We start from the raw sequence: 18,730 nt of genomic DNA, 5'->3' as shown, positions 1-18,730 counted from the left end.
ATTCACCTACTTATCTTCAATTAATTCTATAATATCCCATACTGAAGAGTGGATATAAGGTAAATCATTATCTTTTTCATTGTCTGAATGATTATGTGACTGTTCTATCTTTTTAACAATTAAATTTATGCGTACTGGTTTTTTTAAGTCTTTATAGTAAATATCAAGAACTACTCGAACTGCTTTTGATTCCATTACCCACAAACTTCTAATTACTTCAATTTTTTCGATTTGTCCATTTCTTGAGATTCTATTCATCGACTCATCTATTTTTTCAAATTTCTCTTGTAAATCCAATTCAGGAAAATCTTTGTTTAACAATTCAGGATTTAGCGTTGAAATGAATAAGTCTGCATTGTTGGTGTTTGCAGTAAAGAAGAAATAATTAATAACACTTTCTATTTTGCTTCCATCTATAGTGGGAACGGTATTTTCAATTTCCTTGACTCCATCAAATGTTTTTGATTTTTTTTCAAACTCTTCAGTTTGTAATTCAAAGTCTTCCCAAATGGTTTTATTTCCAATTTCACCTTTCGTAATTTCAGGTGTAAAGTAGGCCTTGTAAATAACAAAGCCTACTAAAAAAACAATTAAAACTGAAAGTACTTTAAACCATGTCTTCTTAATAATATTCTCTCTTATAGCTAACCAAATAGCCTCTTTTATTTCCCGCATGTTATACACCTTCTATTTTATTGGTGGTGTTGGAATCCATTTTATCGGATTTCGAGGATTTGTTGCTTGTTTAACAAAATATGGTTCATGAATTTCGAAGTGTAAATGTACACCATACGCCCTTCCTGTTTCACCCATAATACCAATCTGTTGTCCTTTTTTAACAGTTTGACCGACTTTAACATTGTATGATGCTAGATGAGCATATAAAGATTCTACATCTTTTCCACCAATTACATGTTTTACCCTGACAATAGTTCCATAAGTACTTAGAGGTCCGACATATGACACAACACCATCTGCAATAGTAACAATTGGAACGTTTTTTCTTCCACCAGCACCAATGTCAATCCCATAGTGGAAGCCATCATTACGTCCACCATATGGAGATGTAATTTTACCCGTAGTAGGATATGTAGTATCACCAGGAGCAACAGAGATTGGAGCTGAAGCGCTACCTAATTCATATTGTTTTCCGTTACTATATACATCTTCTGCATATTTTTGAGCTTCACTACTTTGCCAAGCTCTATTCCCACCATTATATTTTGCTAAAGCATTTTTAATGGCTGTTTCACTTCCTTTTTGATAACCAATAGTTTTTAAATAACATGCTGCAGTAGTTGCCGCATCTATTAAATCCCAAGGGCTTGCAACTCCATCGTTATTACCATCCATTCCCCTTCCGCCATACTTTTTAATATTTGCTGGGACCGTAATAAATGTAAGATCATCAACTAGAATATTACCTACTGATGTTGTAGGGTAGTCTCTTGCGGCAGCCCATCCAAGCCAAGTTAATGGCATAAATTGGAAATGTCCAACTGCACCAACTAGTTTTCCTTCTTTATTACGAGAACCTAATGATGGATCAGAAGCCACAGGGTTGCTACTAAATGTTGATTCTTTCCCATGAACTGCTGCTAAAATAAACCAATCAATTCCACAAGCATCAGCAGCCTTTTTATAAATATCTTCAAACTCAGTTGGATACCAACCACCTATTAAACTTCCATAATCTCCTAGTGTTCCACCCAACACGAACTCATCAATACAAGGATTTATTGACTTGTTCTTAAAGTAACATTTTTTAAGCCCTTCATAATCTATATCTGGTTTAGGGAACATCTCATCTATTTCTTGTCCTAAATCTATAGAGTATTCTAAGTCCTGCACTTGAACTAATCTTGTATAATCCCCTTCTTTTGCCGTTGAAGTTAAAATACGTACTAATTCTTCAGGAATGAGTTCTAAATTTGGTGGGGTTCCATCATCAATAACCCATAATTTCAATTCAGTTGTTATATCACTAACACAATCACCGCTAGACGATGTACTATCTGTAATAGTGTGTAGTTCTTTATATGGAATTTTTGCCTTTAAGTAACCCATTTGAACTTCGTCAATCACTTCATGAGATACATTTTCTTTAGTAGTAGTTGGTCCTGACACTGTCGTAGTTGTATTGCCATCTTCATCTGTATGAGTACAAGTAGTAGTAGTAGTAATTTTTACAAACTCATCAATAGGAGAAGAACCTTCCACAAAAATTGGTTTATAGTTAGGGGAACCATCAAAATAATAAGCCATTTCTTTATCTATTATTTCGATGAACTTTTTTAGTAATAAATCTTTGCTATCAGCAGAATAATCTTTATATTTTTCATGCCAAGCTTTATAGTTCTCATTTTCAATGTTTTTGAAATAATGATGAATTGTTGGAATAGCAATACTTTGTTTAAGCATCTCACCTACTAGTATTAACCAAGACTCAGAGACAGGTGGATAAGGATATTCTGATTGAGATTTCCTTAGCTTATCTCTAATTTCAGTTGGCCCAGCTTCTAACCTTTGTTCGAATACCTCTTTAACAGCATTATCAAAAACAACTTCTGTTTCTGATCGAGTAGATGCTTTTTGGAATAAATCAAAACTCGCAACACTTTGTAAAACTAAAAGTAATAAGACGATTAAAATTATTACTATCAGCACATAGGGCCCCAAAACTGCAAGGAGCCATTTTATACAGCTCATCAATACTTTTGAAATTATTGATTTCAGGAGTTTTGCAAACATTCCTAGCTTTCGAGCACCTCGTAAAAGACCAATGCCTTTTTTTCCTGCTTTTAAAGGGTTCGTAATCGCGCCTTTACCTATATTTGTACTACTATTGTTATTATCTGATTTACTCAATTTACCTCACCATCCTTTTCAGGTGAAATACTAGAATCAAATGGTGAATTTGTTTCTAATGGTTTAATTGGTGAAGGCATCTGCCCTACATTACAGTGTTGCTCTGGACGAAACGGGCTAGAATCAAAGCCACTATCAACAAATGAGTTTCCACTTTTGTCTGCTAACATTGCGTCACTTACTTGAGAATACATTTGAGTATTTGGCAAGGAATTACCTACTCCGTTTTTGTTAATAGAATTCGTAGGCATATAATCCACAGTACGTGTCATACCATCTTTTAATCTAGTATCAGCTTCACCAATTGGAGAGATTAACTTCATATCTCCATTATCATCTAAGTAAAAACCACTGCCTTCATTTGTTTGCTGAAATTGAATTTTTGCTTCAGGATACTTTGTTGTTATATCACTCAAGGTTACTGACCCTAATCCCCCAAGCTCTGTAGAACCTAAAATTCTATCTTTACTTACACCGCTTAATCGATATCCTATTTGCCTACCTAGTTGGCCTTGTCCAACCATACTTCCGATAGATTCACCCATTGATCCAAAATACTGACGCTTATCAGTAATATTGTTTAGATTTAGAGAGTTGTTTTTTACTTTACCTCTTGTATCCATGACTCCTTTAACACCTGCTGCAATATTTCTCGGAGTTTGGAGGGTACTACCTACTAAACTAGAACCAAATGAAGCACCTAATGACGCTCCACCGGAACCAATCACCATTCCAGCTGTACTGCCGATAACTGCTCCCGCAATTTGTGAACCTGCTTTAAACTTATTCCAACCTCCATAATTTGAACCTTCTGCCAATGCTGAAATTGCAGTCTTACCTCCTGGTTGTTGCGCAAACTTCGACTTACCTTTATTCTTCGCTCTTAAAGCTAAAGCAGCATAATTAACAGTTTTTTGAGCTGCACTTACCGCCATAGTGGCAGTGGACATACCCATAATACTTAACAACATTGAACTTAAAGGTAAAAACAAGAATAATAAAATCATTTTAAAAACAATACTTATTGAATTTAAGTTGATAAACATCATAATTACAGCAAAATATATTGCATGTACACTTTGCATAAAAACAGCACCAAGGAAATCTATCAACCACATTCCAAAGTATTTTCTTGTTTTTTCAAAAAGCAACCCAACTATTACCAATCCACCTATTAATAAGAGAACCGTTATAAGAAATAGCCGATACATGTATACTAAATTTAAAAACAGTAACATAACCCACTCTGTAAATAAAACTAGAATGTCAGTGAAGTGAAACTCATCTTGTGAAGCAAGTAGACTTAAACTTCCTAGCTTCATACCCTGTCCTTCAAGAACTTCTACAACTGAAGAGACAATTGCGTGATTAAAAATAAAAATATAATCAACACTTGTCCAGTATGTTATAAGTAGTACTGCGGCTAAAAAATACATAAAAAGTTCTTCACCAATATTAAATCGTTTCGCAAAAGTAAACGAATACATCATTTTTAAACCACTTATTAAAATGCTTAAACACAATATTAAAGCAAAAAGAAATGTAACGATGTTGAAAACTGGATCAATCACTTTCTCTTTTATAGATGTAGGAAACAAACCAAAAGTTAATGCAGGCTCTTCTTCACTCTCGTACCATATACAATATGGATTGCCAAAAATTAACTGATTAAGGGTGTTTAAGTTAACCGCATTAAATGCTAATTGAGCTAAATCTAAGCTATATTCTTCATTTAACGTTGCTCGTTCATCTCTAAAATCATCCACTTTATCCGTTGTTTCTTTATCCTTTAATGCGCCTTCGCAAGCTTTTTTAGAAGTGTCTTCATCTTCATTTGCATAGGCTATTGAAACATTTTGGAATAAAGAAGGGATCAAGATGAGAAAGACCAGTAGCAATCGCACACAAGTTTTCACATTTTGTCCCCCTTTACTAGACGATTTTCTTAACACGTTGAGATTTAGCTTGATTTTGAGCTTTCGATTTCCACACATTCGAAATTTTACTAACTTCATGGACTTTATCAGCTGCCCTATCAGAGCTTGTTCGTGTATCAGCTCCTGACACATTATGGTAAACATAAGCATCTGGATTTACTTTCTTTGCATTGAAGCCAGGATCTTGATGCTTAGCCACATTAGAGGAAGCAACTTGTTGAACAGTTTTTGGATTCATCGCCAAATTAGACTCACCCGTATTTACAATGTACGCCTCTGATTTTCTCATCACAGATGGAGTGGACCCTTGAAGGCCAACCGTTTCCATTCTTTGTTCCTGAGCGTTTGTTCCTTGAATAGATTGAGGTGGTAACGTATTTAATGATGAATTGGTTAAGCTTGGTTGAGAAACATCACTCAAAGGTGTATAACTATCAACCCTTGCAGCACTATCAGTTGTAGCATTAACATTTGATCCACTTACTGAAGTAACAGAATCAGTGAGACCAGTTGTAGATTGCTGATTGAATACAGCTGATGTATCTGTAACTCCACTTTGAGTCGAGGAACTATTTGAAACGACACTATCAATTGATGAAACTGAACCATTGAAAGAACTACCTAATGGAGCAGCAACATGTCCGCCTGCCATTGCTTCTTCAAATGTTGGAACTGAAGATATATTTGACGCCATTGAACTATCAAATGTAGTATTTACAGGGCTTGTAACTGCCGCTTCTGACAACGATGAGGATTGCGAAGGTGCTTTATAAGTTCCGTTCGATTGATACTCATAATTTAATGATGGATCAGCTAATTTATAGTCCATTACACGTGCTTGACCATCTTTTAATGAGGAATCCGCGGAACCTGTTAACCCAACTTGTTTCCAACCATCATTGGTACTTACATAGAATCCACTACCTTGATTTGTTTGCATCCATTTCATATCAGCATTTGGATACTTTTGAGCTATTGCATTAAATGTGGTTGCCTGTAAGTTTCCTGAAGCATCTCTCATATTGAAAGAGGATGACATTTCATTAGCTAGTCGTTGACGAGAAACGCCACTTAACGCAAAGCCTGCATTTCGTCCTATTGCTGCACCTCTTTGACCAGCAAGCATTACCCCAATGGACTCTCCAAAATTACCCATTGTTTGACGACGAGCATTTAGTGTATCAAAGTTCGCATTACTTCCAAACAGAGCTTTGAAACCTGTTCCATTCTCATTCGAAAATTTTCTTGCTTGATTGAAATTAGAATGAATGTTGCTTATGCCTACACCCATATTTCTTCCCATTTGAACAAGGCCACCACCAACGGCTCCTCCTACTTTCGCCCCTATACCGGCACCTATTGGTCCAGCTACTACCCCAGCACCTCCTCCAACAAAACCTCCTAGTTTTGAACCAGTTTCTTTAGCCATATTAAATAGGGATGAGTTTGTTCCAGCAGCGGAAGAAGATATTGATGTACTTGCACTATCGTTAGCTAAACTATTTGCTAAACTTGTTAGAGAGTCGCCTCCTGAACTACTTGTAGAGTTATTATTGTTAAATAACCCACCGTTACTTAACGAACCTCCATACATTACACTTTTAGCTTGCGAAGCTAACATCATAGTAGAAACCATTCCTCCAAGTCCAACCATCGTTAAAGCTGAGCCAACTTTAGTAGAACTATCGCCTATATTCAATAGTTTCGAAATCATCCCAGAGATTGGTATAAACATAATCATTAAACCGATTTTAAAAAATGGGCTTGCTCCTAATTCTGCAAACATGATCATGCCATAAAAAACAATAGCGTGGATGGATTGTAAAAATACATTACCTAATAGTTCTCGGAACCAGTTCCCAAAGAATGCCCTTGTTTTAGCAAACATAAGGCTATAAATTGCCACCATACCAAGAACGAGTAATAAGAGTATGATTACCTTTCTGGCAAGATAAACAACATTCAAAATACCTGCTAATACCCACTCACCTAATGCAACGATTAAAAATGATCCCATTAAAGCTGGGAAAAAATCTGTTACTGAGCTCATGGTAGATATATTATCCAGATTATCCGTTTGGGCCTCCAGTAAGCCTTTAATATCAAGAACTATCGCAGCATTGATTTGGAATAGCCAATTGGTCAAATGATTATAGAAAAACGCTAAAAACAAAGCCACAATCCACATTTTTGCATCGGACCAAAATTCATCCATAGCTTGCCCTCGAACGCTATTGCCCATTGTTTTTAAACCTGTAAGTAGCATTGATAGAATTAATACTAAAAAGAAGACAGAGCCAAAAAGTTTTAACAATGGGTCTATAATTTTTTTTCGTTCATCAATAGTAAATATTCCGTCTGCAGACATTTCAGCTTTTTTACCAGCCCATATACAATACGGATTACCAAAAACTAATGTTGACATTCCGTTAATGTCACCAATATTAAAAACATTTTCAACCTGACTAGTTAAAAATTTTTCAGCCATATTAGCTTCATCTTCTTTATATTTTTCAATCTGTTCTTTGACATCATCAGAAATTAGTGGCTCACCACAAGGGAATGAACCGAGTGAATAACTTGTGTCAATACCATTTTTATTACCACCGGAATCAATTTTATCTAATGCTGTCCCAGACCCTGGATCTAATCTTGCAAAGGCTGTTACTGGACTTAATGATAGCGAGACGATTAAAAGAAAAAGAAGCACTTTTACTTTTTTCAATTTAACCACCTCTTACTAAAGAATCCACAGACACGTTTTGGTTTGTATTAATGTATTTCCATTCACTTGGAGTAGGAGAACTTTGGAATGAAACAATTTCTTTCCCTGCCTTCAATATAACTTCACCCGTGTCAGCGGTTCGTATCATACGTCCCACTTCTTCAGAGAAGCGGAAAGTTCTAAGAATAGGCTCTACATCCTGATCAGGTTGTTTCATAAATGCACATGAATGTAGCTGCGCTACAACGTCTTGAGCTTCTTTTGTTCTATCAAACATCTCATATCGCTGTGAAACTAACGTTAATGAAACATTCCATTTCCGTCCACGTGCAGAAAGTGTTTTGAAGAACTTTACCATTGATGGATACTCTAACATCATCCAGGCTTCGTCCTGAATTACTCTTTTCTTTGGCTTAGGATTATTTACTATGAATCTGTTCCAGATCCAAGTCATCAGAACGTGTTGTGCAAGAGGTCGCTCACTACTGGATTTACTTAAATTCGAAATATTGAAATTTACAATTTGAGCTTTATCTAGCATTTCTTCAGGCAGTAAATTGCCTTCCTTATCAACAATCTTTGTTTGACAATCAAACATCCCAAAAGCTCGACCTTTTACAAATAAGGCAATAACACTTTGTAATTCCTCTAGTCCTTTTTCTTTGCCTCCTTCTATCAACTTCGTTACCTCTCGGTCAACGTCTGATATTTGAGGCATTCTTTTATATTTTTTGATGTATTCAATTTCACCATTGTCGTTTACAGAATCCACTATCTCATACAAGGACTCTGGGTCCTCTGTAATTTTGCATTCTTCTTTATAAAGCCTCAGTAAAATACGGTCTAGGGCATTTAATTCGTAAGGTGTTAAATGAGGTTTGTCATGAGAAGTTGATTCTTTCATTACTTTAAAGAATTCAATAGCTTCTTTAACTTTTTCATTAACATTCACTCGTTCAACCACATACTCATCAGGTTGATAGCGATTAATAACCTCTTTTTCCACGTAAATATCAAGTGGATTAATCTGACTGGCTGATTCTACACCATCAGAACGAAGTTCAACGACAATGCCGCCAAGTGCATATGTTAAGCCCACATATTCTGGCTCAACATCCATAATAACTACTTTCTCAATACCATCCATAAAACCTCGGCCAATTAGTTGTTTTACGAAAACCCCTTTACCAGCTCCAGATTCTCCAAAAATACCGAGATTATAATTGGTTAGTTTTTTATCAAAATTATTAAAATAGATGTACTCACGACCGTAAATTCCAATCGGCATACCACCATCATGATTAAGTTTAGATGACATATGAGGGAATATTGCAGTTAAAGAGTTACGATCAAGATTTCGGTACGACTTCTTCAAATAACTTGAACCAAGAGGTAGAGTTGATAACCAACCTTCACGTTGACGGTCAAATGCGTTAACTAATTCAATAGATTCGGCAGCAAGCTGTCGTTCTATGGCAACACTTTTATCATTAAGTTCACTAAGACTGTCAGCATAAACTGTTGCTGATATACTGACATAGAATAATCCATTTGAGTTATTACGTATTTCATCACGTAACCCCTTAGCATCCCAATAATTTTGCTGTACCGCTTCAACCTTATTTCGGTCATCTTGCTGTACCGCCGAATACATTACAGCTTCATATTCATCTGCTTTATCTTTTAACTTCCTTACTGCATCGGTTCTATCATATGGATCAATATGTACGGAAACGTCCATATCATCCCCTGTGAACAGACCTTCTAACCAATTTATCCGAACATTTGCTGGATAACCGCTAGGTTTTACATAAAACGACCTGCCATATTTTTTAGTACCTAAAGCTGTCTGTTGCTCAAAAAAATCAGATTGGAATTTTATACCTTCATTTGAAATGTTATCAACTAGTGTGGGCTCTACAACATTGTTTTCCCCTTTAACTGGTTTAGGAGGTATTGTTTTTCTAAATACACGCTTATTTGAATCAACATCATTGTTTGCTTTCCTTTTATTAAGCAGTCCCAACAATATCCATCGCCTCCTCCAAGTTATTTACAAGATTCTCAAAGTCAGGGATAGTTGAGAAATCCATCGTTACAAAAGCACTTAGCTTTTCTTTTTCTTGAACATCTTCAATTGGATGTAATACAATTCGATCACGATTTAAAGCACGTTTTAAAACTTCTGCTGCTTCAACCGAGCTAAGAATAGTTGCATCTACTTTCGCTCTACGTAAAGCACGTCTAACTATTTCAGCTCGTAATCCAATATTATCAATGATGTTTTTTTCTCTTTGAGCTTTGTTTAACTTTGCCATTTTTGATGGCTCATAAATGTATTTAACGATGTAATAAATACGAAGTGTAATTCTGAAATTTTTCTCAGTCACAGTTTGGATATGGTCTAGAACATCTCGATTATAGTTAGCTGCATGTACATTTACTCTACTTAAATTTTGTTCAAATCTATGACGATCTTTAGTGAAGTCTTGACGTACTGCTTGAGCCTGTAACTGTACTGGGAAATTAATAACATTGAAAAGTTGTTGATAACCTTCCAAAATTGCAATTCGTTCTCGATCCTGCAATAAGTGAAAGTTTACAAAATCTGAACTTAAAACAACTAAATGTTCATTTCGTTCGCGTTCTACAACACCTTGTTCAATTTTCTTAAGTTCTAATAAATCAAGAATAGATTCATGCTCTTTATCCTCTTGTGTAGTATCTACTTTCATTTCGGTATTGGATGTTGGGGAGCCACCGTTTTTCTGTTCTTCAAGAAATTGCTTTCTTTTCCATCCGAATACTGGTTCATTTCGTTCCATGCGCTTTTTTGCCACCATTAGCAACAAGAATACGGCTATAATAGCTAACACACAAAAGAGCACAAGTAAATCTAAAACATTCAATTGGTTCACATCCTAGTTTGTATAAGTTTTTTGTGACCTCCAGAATTTATAACGACGTATGACAAATTCTGATAAATAACAGTCATATTTCTCTAGATAAATAAAAGCCAGAGAAACTGATATACCGTTTGAAATCAGAACGATTAGAATCTTCCATAAAAATTCAACCCAGCCACCTATAAATGGCCAGTTAAATAAAACAAGTTGCATTACTGTAACAACTGCTACAGGACCAACTAACATTAATTGTCTAATCGAAAAATATGCCAATACTGTTTTTTGTTCTTGTGTAAGATCCACTGGAATTTTAATCATTCTTATACTCCTTTCAAAAATGAGTGACACATTTGTCACTCATTTTTTTGAAATGATTAAATTGTTAGCCAAATAAATTGGATAGAACACTCGATAGCATGAATGCACTAAAGAATAGTGCTGCTCCAGCTACACATGAGAAAAGTGCCGTCCACCATCTACCAATATTTTTAGGAGAAATAGAACCAAAAATAATTACCAAAGCAATAATTAACACAGCTAATGTGAAGCAAGCTCCCCCAATACCACCAACTAATTTAATGACCTTTTCAATAATCTCTGATAGTTTTGTATCACCTTTGGTATAGATTTCTTTGCCAAAGTCTGTAGTAGCTACTTCAATAGCTAGTAGGTTTAAGGATGTCAAGAGACTCATTTAGACTACCACCTCCTTTTAAGACAAAAAGAACGAAAAAAAAAGCACCGTGAAAGCAAGGCGCATAAACCCATTTAGGTTTTCGCCTTAGAACTTTCACGGTACTTCCGTGTCAATTTTAGTCTTATAAATTTAATTAAATTATTACAAATTTAGATATAAAAGTCAACGCGTTTTTTATTCATATTCCTTAATCACTTCACCGTCGCGGAATGGCTTCTCTGCGATAAAGTCCATTTCAAATTTATCCTGCCAATTCCCATCTTCATTCTCCTTGAACTCAAACGCAAAGCGTAAATGACCATGTTCTAATTTAGGAACGTATAGTATTGCTGTTGTTAGTAAATAAACAAAACGACGATATACAGTCATTGGCACTCTAAATTCATTTTGCGATTCCAATTTAAAATCGTCATCAAATATGTCAAAATTAACACTCATGGAATTAAAATGAAATTTAGGATACAATAATTTGGAAACATTACCTTTCCTAATGAAAACATCCAAATAACCCTGTTCATGGGCACAAACTGCTTCTACTATGTCGTTATTTTTTAACATCGCTTTTTTAAGTTGTTCTGCGATTTGTTCATTGTATGTTGGTACTAGTGTATTCTCCATTTTTCCTGCCTCCGTGTACGTACTTTTAAAAATTAAAAATGTGTCAAAAAAGGAGCGTTAAAGTATCCCCTGTTATAGATCTCCCTTGATAACGTCACTAATATTTGGTAGTTATTGCAAACGGTACTGAAGACCCACTTATTCTATAGCATATTGTCCAAAAAATTAAATCTTTGCATACTTTTGATGTCGATGTTGAATAAATAGGTATAAAAAAATCCTGTTTTTTTAAAATTTAACATCTATTAATTATATATTATCAAAAAGAGTACGACAATAGACACTGCTTGGCAATAAGTAAGATTGACTATTAAAAGCCAAAAATTTATCACAATTTACCAATATTAATGAACCTATACCCCTTCCTTAAATGAATCAAATTAGAAAATATAAAATTTGATTCATTTAAGGAAGGGGTGTGAAACCACACTCCTCCATGTATATTTATGCTGTTTTATCTAATACAAACGACTCAACTCCATAACCATGCTCAACTGTTTCAGCATCATCATAGTGAATCACACGAAATTCTCCATTTGGTAGTAATGTACCTTTTAATAATAAATAATCATTTTCTCCAGAGACTATTGGTTCAGATAAAGAAAGCTTTAATGTAGAGCCTTCAAAATGAATTGTATTATCTTCAGAATCAAATAAACCTATAATAACTGACTGTTTGTTCTCTTCTAAATCTGTTAAATTATTAGTAACTAAATTAGCTGTTTTTTCACCAACAAATTCCTCTATTTTGTTTTTAAATTCATTATTTAATTGCGATTCATTACGCTCGAATGTATAATTATTCATTTCCGAATTAATATTATCAACAAGCTGATTAAGGTTTTTACTTACTTCTCCAGTAATTTCTGAATGTGAATAATTTACTACTTCATTATTGTTAACTATTTGCTTATATAGAATTGCATTATCTTCAAGTTGAACTTCTGGCATAATATTGTTTTCTAACACAGTAGTTCTAAAGCTTGATGCTTCGTCAATAGGCTGTATAGTTCTATTAGCGTTTTGTACAGTACCTGCAGCTGGGAACGCCCATTTTGATTCCCTCTTACGTGAAAAACTTTCACTGAAAGCACTTAATGCACCTATTACTATTAGTAATAAAAATGTCCCCACTAGTACGATTATTTCTAACATTGAATGTTAGCCTCCTTAAAATATGGGGGCAAAAAAGTAGCCCCAAAATTTAAAATAGTAAAGTTTGTCCTTCGACAATTCCTTCTTTTTTACTCGTAAAGGTTGCAACCTTTAGATTAATTTCTTTAGTTTCTTCAATGAATTCGATTACAGGTTCAACATAATCCTGCTCTGTCTCAACAACTATATCTACTTCTACAGGATATTCATCTATTATTTCAATATCTAAGTTATCCAAATTAAGTAGCGTTTCATCATTAGAAACTTCAATATTCATGTCATTGGATGAATAAACTGATTCATTGTTCAACTCCAAATGATTTTCAATAACATTTTCAGCTTCTTCAATTTCAATTTTTATTTCTTCTGAAGTCACAAGATATCCATCATGACCCCGTTTATCATTGTGTTCATCTTCGAAATTGTTTCCATCTTTAAATTCATTATTTACTCTGCACTCTTTCCCACTTTCATTTTCTATTGATGGTATTTCTCCTGGTAATGTTAACTGCTGAATTAGCGTTAGCCATTCTTCCTGCTTATCTAAGGCCATGTCTTCAAATTCAACATGAGAAGGAGGAACCCAATTTTCATAGCATAGCGCACCAGTCTTTTTTTCAAATTCTTCTAAACAAAAATATAATCCTAATTCTTCAAAAAACGACGTTCTATTATATAAATTAAATTTAACAACTTCAGAGTTACTTAGTAATGTATCTTTAAGGTGTTTCATCGATTCATTCAGATTATTAAACCATTCATGGATCATCCCTTTAATTAAAGGACTAACAGTTACTTTCTCTGACGTTCTTTCTAAAGTAAGTGAAAACCCTACTTGTTCCCCACTCTGAAATTCATCTAATGTATATGAATGCTTCTGAGCAAAGTGTTTCATCCATTTTGGAGCTTGTTCGGCAAAATGGATTTTAACTATTTTGCTACTGCTATTCTTTGGATGAAGTTGCAATAGACTTGGCTCTGCAACAAAATTTTCTTTCTTTTTTGAGTGACCACTCATAGTATGAAAAGTCACATAAGCATATTTACCGTCGTAAGTAATCAAAAAATAGCCCTCCCCTATCCAACATTTTCATATTGATTCCGACTTGTACCACGACTTAACATTTCTTTAGCAAACTCCTCATAATCTAAGCTTCCTACGCCTGAAATGCCTTGTCCTTCAAACTCTTTTGCCACTTGTGCAAAATCAAGTTCTTGGCGGTCTATCGCTAAATCAACACTGCTTTGCTTGGAGAGTATTAAGCTATGCATATTTGCGTCAATTGTATCTACACTTATTAGCCACGTAATTTCAACAACTTCTTTTTGTCCTAAGCGAACAGCACGTGAGTAACATTGCTCAATTTTTTTAGCATTGTAGTCTAAGTCATGTAAGATAACGCTTTTTGCTTGAGTTAATGTATATGATTCCGCACCAGTTTTCATAGTCATGATTAAAACACTTAAAGGATCTTCTTCATCCTGGAAGCGGGCTAACAGTTCAAACCTACGAGACATCGGTACTCCTCCATGAATATATCCAACTTCATAACCTGGGATATATGCATCTAAAAGGGAACCTAATTCTTCACATGTTTTCTTATGAGCCGTGAATACAAGCATCTTTCTCTTTAAACGAGCTTCCTGTTGCATTTTTTCTCGTATAAATGTCAATTTGCTTGGGGGTACGAATGCATTTTTAGCATAATCCTCATGTATCCACGGACAACTTGCTGCTAATCGTAGTTTGTCTAACCAACCACATATTTCAATGGTTGTTGATTTATACGATTCTTCTCGAATAGATGCGAGTTTTCTTTGTCGCAACGTTTCATTGTACCATTGAGAAAAATCCGCCAAAACCTTCTTATACAGCTCTTTCTCGGCATCAGTTTGCTCAAGATGCAAACGTATATGGGTAGGTTTAGGTACACGGATAGTACGTTCAATTTCAGGGTCTTTCTTTAATTTCCTATACATAATAATGTCCTGCATGGCCCACAATGCTTTTTCATTACTTGTTCGTTTGGAAATACTTGAACTATCCACCAAAGCAATTTTTGATACTCCCCCATAAACGTGATTGAAACAACGTTTACCGAAGTTACCATAAGCTTCAAATTTAGTGAGATCTACTTTATTCCAAAAGTGATGACTATCCCCCATTAACCAAGCTAAAGGCCAAAATAAATCAGAAGCACCATTCTCTGCTGGGGTACCACTAAGTAACACTCTTGTTTTAGTTTTGATAGCCATTATTGACTTACAACGCGCTGTTTCTCCATTCTTAATGAAATGTCCCTCATCAATAGCAGCAGCATCATATGACTTATCTAGGTATTTGTAGAGTGCTTTCTTTCTTTTTTCTATCACTGTTTCTCCGCACTCACAAAAATACTTATCTTCGTTCCATATTCTTGAACAAGCTGGACATCGATAAGGCAAATCCTTTTTTCCATACCTCTTGGTTGATTCGTTATCTTTTTTCCTAAACTTTATGGTTTCATCAGCCCAGGATTCGTATGAAACAAGGTGTATTCTTTTTGTAGATTTCATGTCCATTGGTTTCTTTAAGATGATATACTCATCTGCCAACCCTAATGACTTGAATTCATTTTCCCAATCACAAAAATTTCGGCTCATCGTAACAATCAGAATTTTTTTGTTTCTAGGATCCGATGTCAAACCAACAATTGTTGTCCGTGTTTTACCAAGTCCCATGTCTAGAGCATTTAGTAATCTGCGTCTTCCTACAATTAAAGAGGCGCATTCAACTTGATAGCTAAATAATTTTGAACCATCAGGTAAAATTCCCCCGTATTTAGCTAAAACCTTTTCTTTAGCTTTATTGAAATGCTCAGAGTCGATGTAAGTAGCAAGAGGAATACCCATAAAATCATGGCGTTTCTTTTGAATTTGATAAATGCATTCAGCCTCATCAAGACCTTCAATTTCAACACCATATTTTTGAAGAGTTTTTATAGCACCTTGCTCTTTAATGGATTCGACATTTTCGTGGTGTAATAAGTCATATGTTAAGTAAGACTTTTTCCTACGACGATCCCTTGTCGAACCTCTTAGAAGTTCCATATGGTAGTGTTTATGTAAACCCACTGAGCTTAATAGCGATAACTGAATTAAGTTGCTGTTTAAATCTTCTTTATTTTGGAAAGCAAAGCCCTCATTTTTATTCATTTTTAATCTCATTTTCATTCAAAAAACCTCCAAAGATGAAAAGAAAGAAAAGGTGCAGGTGCTCCCATTCTTTCTCTTAAATGATTTATTCATTGTTTTACTTGAGCAATCATGACTTTCAAGTTAGATCGGTTGTTTTCACTTTCATCATCATCACCACTTAATAGAGTAATAGGTGCAGATTTTTGAGTGAAAGCAAGTAAAACCTCCTCTGTTCGTAGCACTGTTAAAGCTGCTTCAAGGTTGTTTGGATTCACAACAAAACCCTCTTCTTTGTCAGAATCGATAACTGCTCCAATTTTCTCCGTTAGGATATCTTTTAGGACAGCATAATGTTTAGTATCCTTTTTAAACACTGACATAATTGGCGTTTGACCACCTAATTTCTTAACACGACGAGTTGTTTCCAACAATTCCATTCGATCAGCTCTCCAGACAATTGAGGAATTTTTATCACAAAATAACTTATCAGTATTTGGAAAATCACCGTCAAGAAGTCTTGAGATCGCAAAAAATGAAGAACCCTCAATGATAATCTTTGTCTTGGTTTGATCCAAAGAAACTGTAATTATTTCGTTTGAAGGAACAATTTCAGTTATCGCGAAAAATGTATCACGTGGAATTGTTAATGAAACATCAAACCAATCCATTTCTTCGATCGACTTAATGGCCTTCACAGAATTTGTTGCCTGCACCACTGTTCCAATTTCAGATTTACTAAAATTGACACCAGCACAGGTTGGTGATTTTTCTGCAGCTTTACTATTTGGTAAAGCGCAAAAAGTAGCAAAATTCAATGTGAAGTAATTCCATTTTCCTTGTGGAAAAGAAATGGATTTAATACACTCAGGTGGAATCAGTTCAATTCTCTCTTCATCAACAGTAAGTAAAATAATGCCGCTTCCGTTACCCCATTTTAAAAACAAATGACCTTTGGGATTTAGAGCTACAGTAATTTCTACTTCATCCGGTAACGATGAAACTTTTAATTGAAATTCCAATACAGAGGTCGCAAAGGATAAATCTTCAGTAACTTCTGTCTCAATGGTTTTAGCTACCGATAATATCTCTCCACTAAAAGAAAAACTCACAGTTCCTTTTTCTTTAGATGCCGAAACAAAAATATAACTTTGTTGTAATCGAGATCTTTTAGCAGCTGTAACTATGTTACTTACCTCGTTTTGTAGTCTTTCTACATTAATTTTGAACATCGCTGTTCCTCCTAAAAATTTATTTATCTATGAGCACGAAAAAAAGCACTCTTGATAAATGAACAGACCTCCCCTATATAGGAAAAGTTTGAACACTAACAAGAGTGCTTAAAATGCTATTCACCGTGTGGTTATAGCTGATAATCGTTCTAAATAGATAAGTCCATTATATCTATTTCTTATGGTAATTTCAAGTAAGCAAGGGAATCGTGTGTAACTTTTTACATACTCCCCTCACTAAAACCTGTCTTATATTCCCACGTTTTTACATACTTTCTTTAAAAAACTTTCCATTTGCAAGGTAAAATGACCATTTGAATAAATACTTCGTGATAACTCATCGATGGCATTGCCCCAAATTAAAAGTTCTGGCCATGTATATTTCGGAACATTACCCCAAAGGTGATAAGTTCCTTTTGTTTCAGCATAGAGAGCTTTTACATAGGATTGTATTAATCGCAAACAAATATTACGTTGTTCTTTATTTTCAAATTGTTTTTCCCATAACTGTACTTTTTGTATAGCATGTAGTTTTGAAGATTCAAGAACATCTCTTATTGTTTTAATCCAATCATCCGCAACATCTTTAAATTCTTCAGCTTGATCAACATTCACATGAATTTCTTCAAAAATTCCTAAACCTTTAAACATTAAACCTCTACTAACGGCTTCATTCATAAAGCCATCACTTTCATCAAGTTTAATTACTTGAACACGACTTCTAATTGTTTCAATCAAACCTTCTTTTGACTGGCCCAGTAGCAGAATTATAACATTTTGCTTTGGTTCCTCTAAAAACTTAAGAAATGCATTACTCGCTTGAATATTCATCCTATCGGCACCTTGGACGATAAATACTTGTCCATTTCCATCAGCACTCTTATATGCTGCTTTTTCATGGATTTCTCGTATTTGATCAACCTTTATATCAAGACCTTCAGGACGGATATATATTACATCTGGATGATTATGGTTGTATATCCTTTGACAAGTTATACACTCCGCATCATGACCTCCACATAGAATTTTACTAGCTAACCAAAGAGAAAATTTTTCATTGCCACCTTCTAAAAAGTAAGCATGATTTAGTCGATTTGTTCTAATTAAATTTTCAAATAATTCTTTTGACATTTTATAAATCCTCCTTTGAAAAAAGATAGGCGTAGCCTATCTTTTAAATAGAGATGATATTATTCATCCTTTTCTTTATCAAACTCATCATATTGAGTATTTGCTTTAATTTCATTGTAAAACGGTTCAATCAGATCTAATAAGTCTGAGCTTTCAGTATCTGTATATTCAACAATTTGGTGCCATAATACTTCGTGTTTCTCGTCAAACGGAACACCATCATTTTTAAGTACACAAAGCATAGCTTTATAAATCATCTCTGATTTCGGGATATTTAGTTCCATTTT

Annotated in this window: 15 protein-coding genes; all 15 read right to left on the bottom strand. The window is 34.7% G+C overall.

The window, feature by feature from the left end; genetic code table 11:
• Positions 1–6 precede the first annotated feature (6 nt).
• Positions 7–675 carry a hypothetical protein gene (locus HCH28_RS18630; RefSeq protein ID WP_221682595.1) on the bottom strand — a complete coding sequence of 223 codons (669 nt, stop codon included), beginning with the start codon at positions 673–675 and terminating at the stop codon, positions 7–9.
• Between the two features lie 12 nt (positions 676–687).
• Positions 688–2,868 carry a peptidoglycan DD-metalloendopeptidase family protein gene (locus tag HCH28_RS18625; protein ID WP_221682594.1) on the bottom strand — a complete coding sequence of 727 codons (2,181 nt, stop codon included), beginning with the start codon at positions 2,866–2,868 and terminating at the stop codon, positions 688–690.
• Positions 2,865–4,784, bottom strand: a complete 1,920-nt coding sequence (locus HCH28_RS18620; protein ID WP_221682593.1) for a TrbL/VirB6 family protein — start codon at positions 4,782–4,784, stop codon at positions 2,865–2,867. The genes HCH28_RS18625 and HCH28_RS18620 overlap by 4 nt, the downstream gene beginning before the upstream one ends.
• A gap of 16 nt (positions 4,785–4,800) precedes the next feature.
• Positions 4,801–7,530: a type IV secretion system protein gene (locus HCH28_RS18615; protein WP_221682592.1), complete on the bottom strand. Its 2,730-nt coding sequence runs from the start codon at positions 7,528–7,530 to the stop codon at positions 4,801–4,803.
• A 1-nt stretch (position 7,531) separates the two neighbouring features.
• Entirely contained in the window at positions 7,532–9,559 is a 2,028-nt protein-coding gene (locus tag HCH28_RS18610; protein ID WP_255601681.1) for a VirB4 family type IV secretion system protein, read from the bottom strand.
• On the bottom strand, positions 9,543–10,439 hold the full coding sequence (locus tag HCH28_RS18605) for a hypothetical protein (RefSeq protein WP_221682591.1): 897 nt from the start codon (positions 10,437–10,439) through the stop codon (positions 9,543–9,545). Before HCH28_RS18605 ends, HCH28_RS18610 begins: the two co-directional genes overlap by 17 nt.
• Before the next feature lie 12 nt (positions 10,440–10,451).
• Complete coding sequence (locus HCH28_RS18600) at positions 10,452–10,754, bottom strand: hypothetical protein (RefSeq protein ID WP_099805497.1); 303 nt, start codon at positions 10,752–10,754, stop codon at positions 10,452–10,454.
• Positions 10,755–10,818: 64 nt separating this feature from the next.
• A complete protein-coding gene (locus HCH28_RS18595; RefSeq protein WP_221682590.1) occupies positions 10,819–11,130 on the bottom strand; it encodes a TrbC/VirB2 family protein in 312 nt (103 codons plus the stop codon).
• A gap of 177 nt (positions 11,131–11,307) precedes the next feature.
• Positions 11,308–11,751 (bottom strand): hypothetical protein, encoded by a 444-nt coding sequence (locus tag HCH28_RS18590; protein ID WP_221682589.1) that lies wholly within the window; start codon positions 11,749–11,751, stop codon positions 11,308–11,310.
• Between the two features lie 444 nt (positions 11,752–12,195).
• The gene (locus HCH28_RS18585) at positions 12,196–12,906 is read right to left on the bottom strand and encodes a hypothetical protein (RefSeq protein WP_221682588.1); all 711 of its coding nucleotides are present in this window, start codon (positions 12,904–12,906) and stop codon (positions 12,196–12,198) included.
• 49 nt (positions 12,907–12,955) lie between these two features.
• Positions 12,956–13,969 (bottom strand): hypothetical protein, encoded by a 1,014-nt coding sequence (locus HCH28_RS18580; protein WP_221682587.1) that lies wholly within the window; start codon positions 13,967–13,969, stop codon positions 12,956–12,958.
• Between the two features lie 14 nt (positions 13,970–13,983).
• Positions 13,984–16,119 carry an SNF2-related protein gene (locus HCH28_RS18575; protein ID WP_221682586.1) on the bottom strand — a complete coding sequence of 712 codons (2,136 nt, stop codon included), beginning with the start codon at positions 16,117–16,119 and terminating at the stop codon, positions 13,984–13,986.
• Between the two features lie 71 nt (positions 16,120–16,190).
• Positions 16,191–17,312 (bottom strand): beta clamp domain-containing protein, encoded by a 1,122-nt coding sequence (locus tag HCH28_RS18570; protein ID WP_221682585.1) that lies wholly within the window; start codon positions 17,310–17,312, stop codon positions 16,191–16,193.
• A gap of 249 nt (positions 17,313–17,561) precedes the next feature.
• On the bottom strand, positions 17,562–18,443 hold the full coding sequence (locus tag HCH28_RS18565; protein ID WP_221682584.1) for a hypothetical protein: 882 nt from the start codon (positions 18,441–18,443) through the stop codon (positions 17,562–17,564).
• 59 nt (positions 18,444–18,502) lie between these two features.
• On the bottom strand, positions 18,503–18,727 hold the full coding sequence (locus HCH28_RS18560; protein ID WP_221682583.1) for a hypothetical protein: 225 nt from the start codon (positions 18,725–18,727) through the stop codon (positions 18,503–18,505).
• Between the last annotated feature and the right edge of the window lie 3 nt (positions 18,728–18,730).

The sequence above is a fragment of the Lysinibacillus sp. K60 genome, assembly GCF_019731275.1.
In the GTDB taxonomy this organism is placed as follows: domain Bacteria; phylum Bacillota; class Bacilli; order Bacillales_A; family Planococcaceae; genus Lysinibacillus; species Lysinibacillus capsici.
This window is presented reverse-complemented; position numbering and strand designations above follow the sequence as displayed.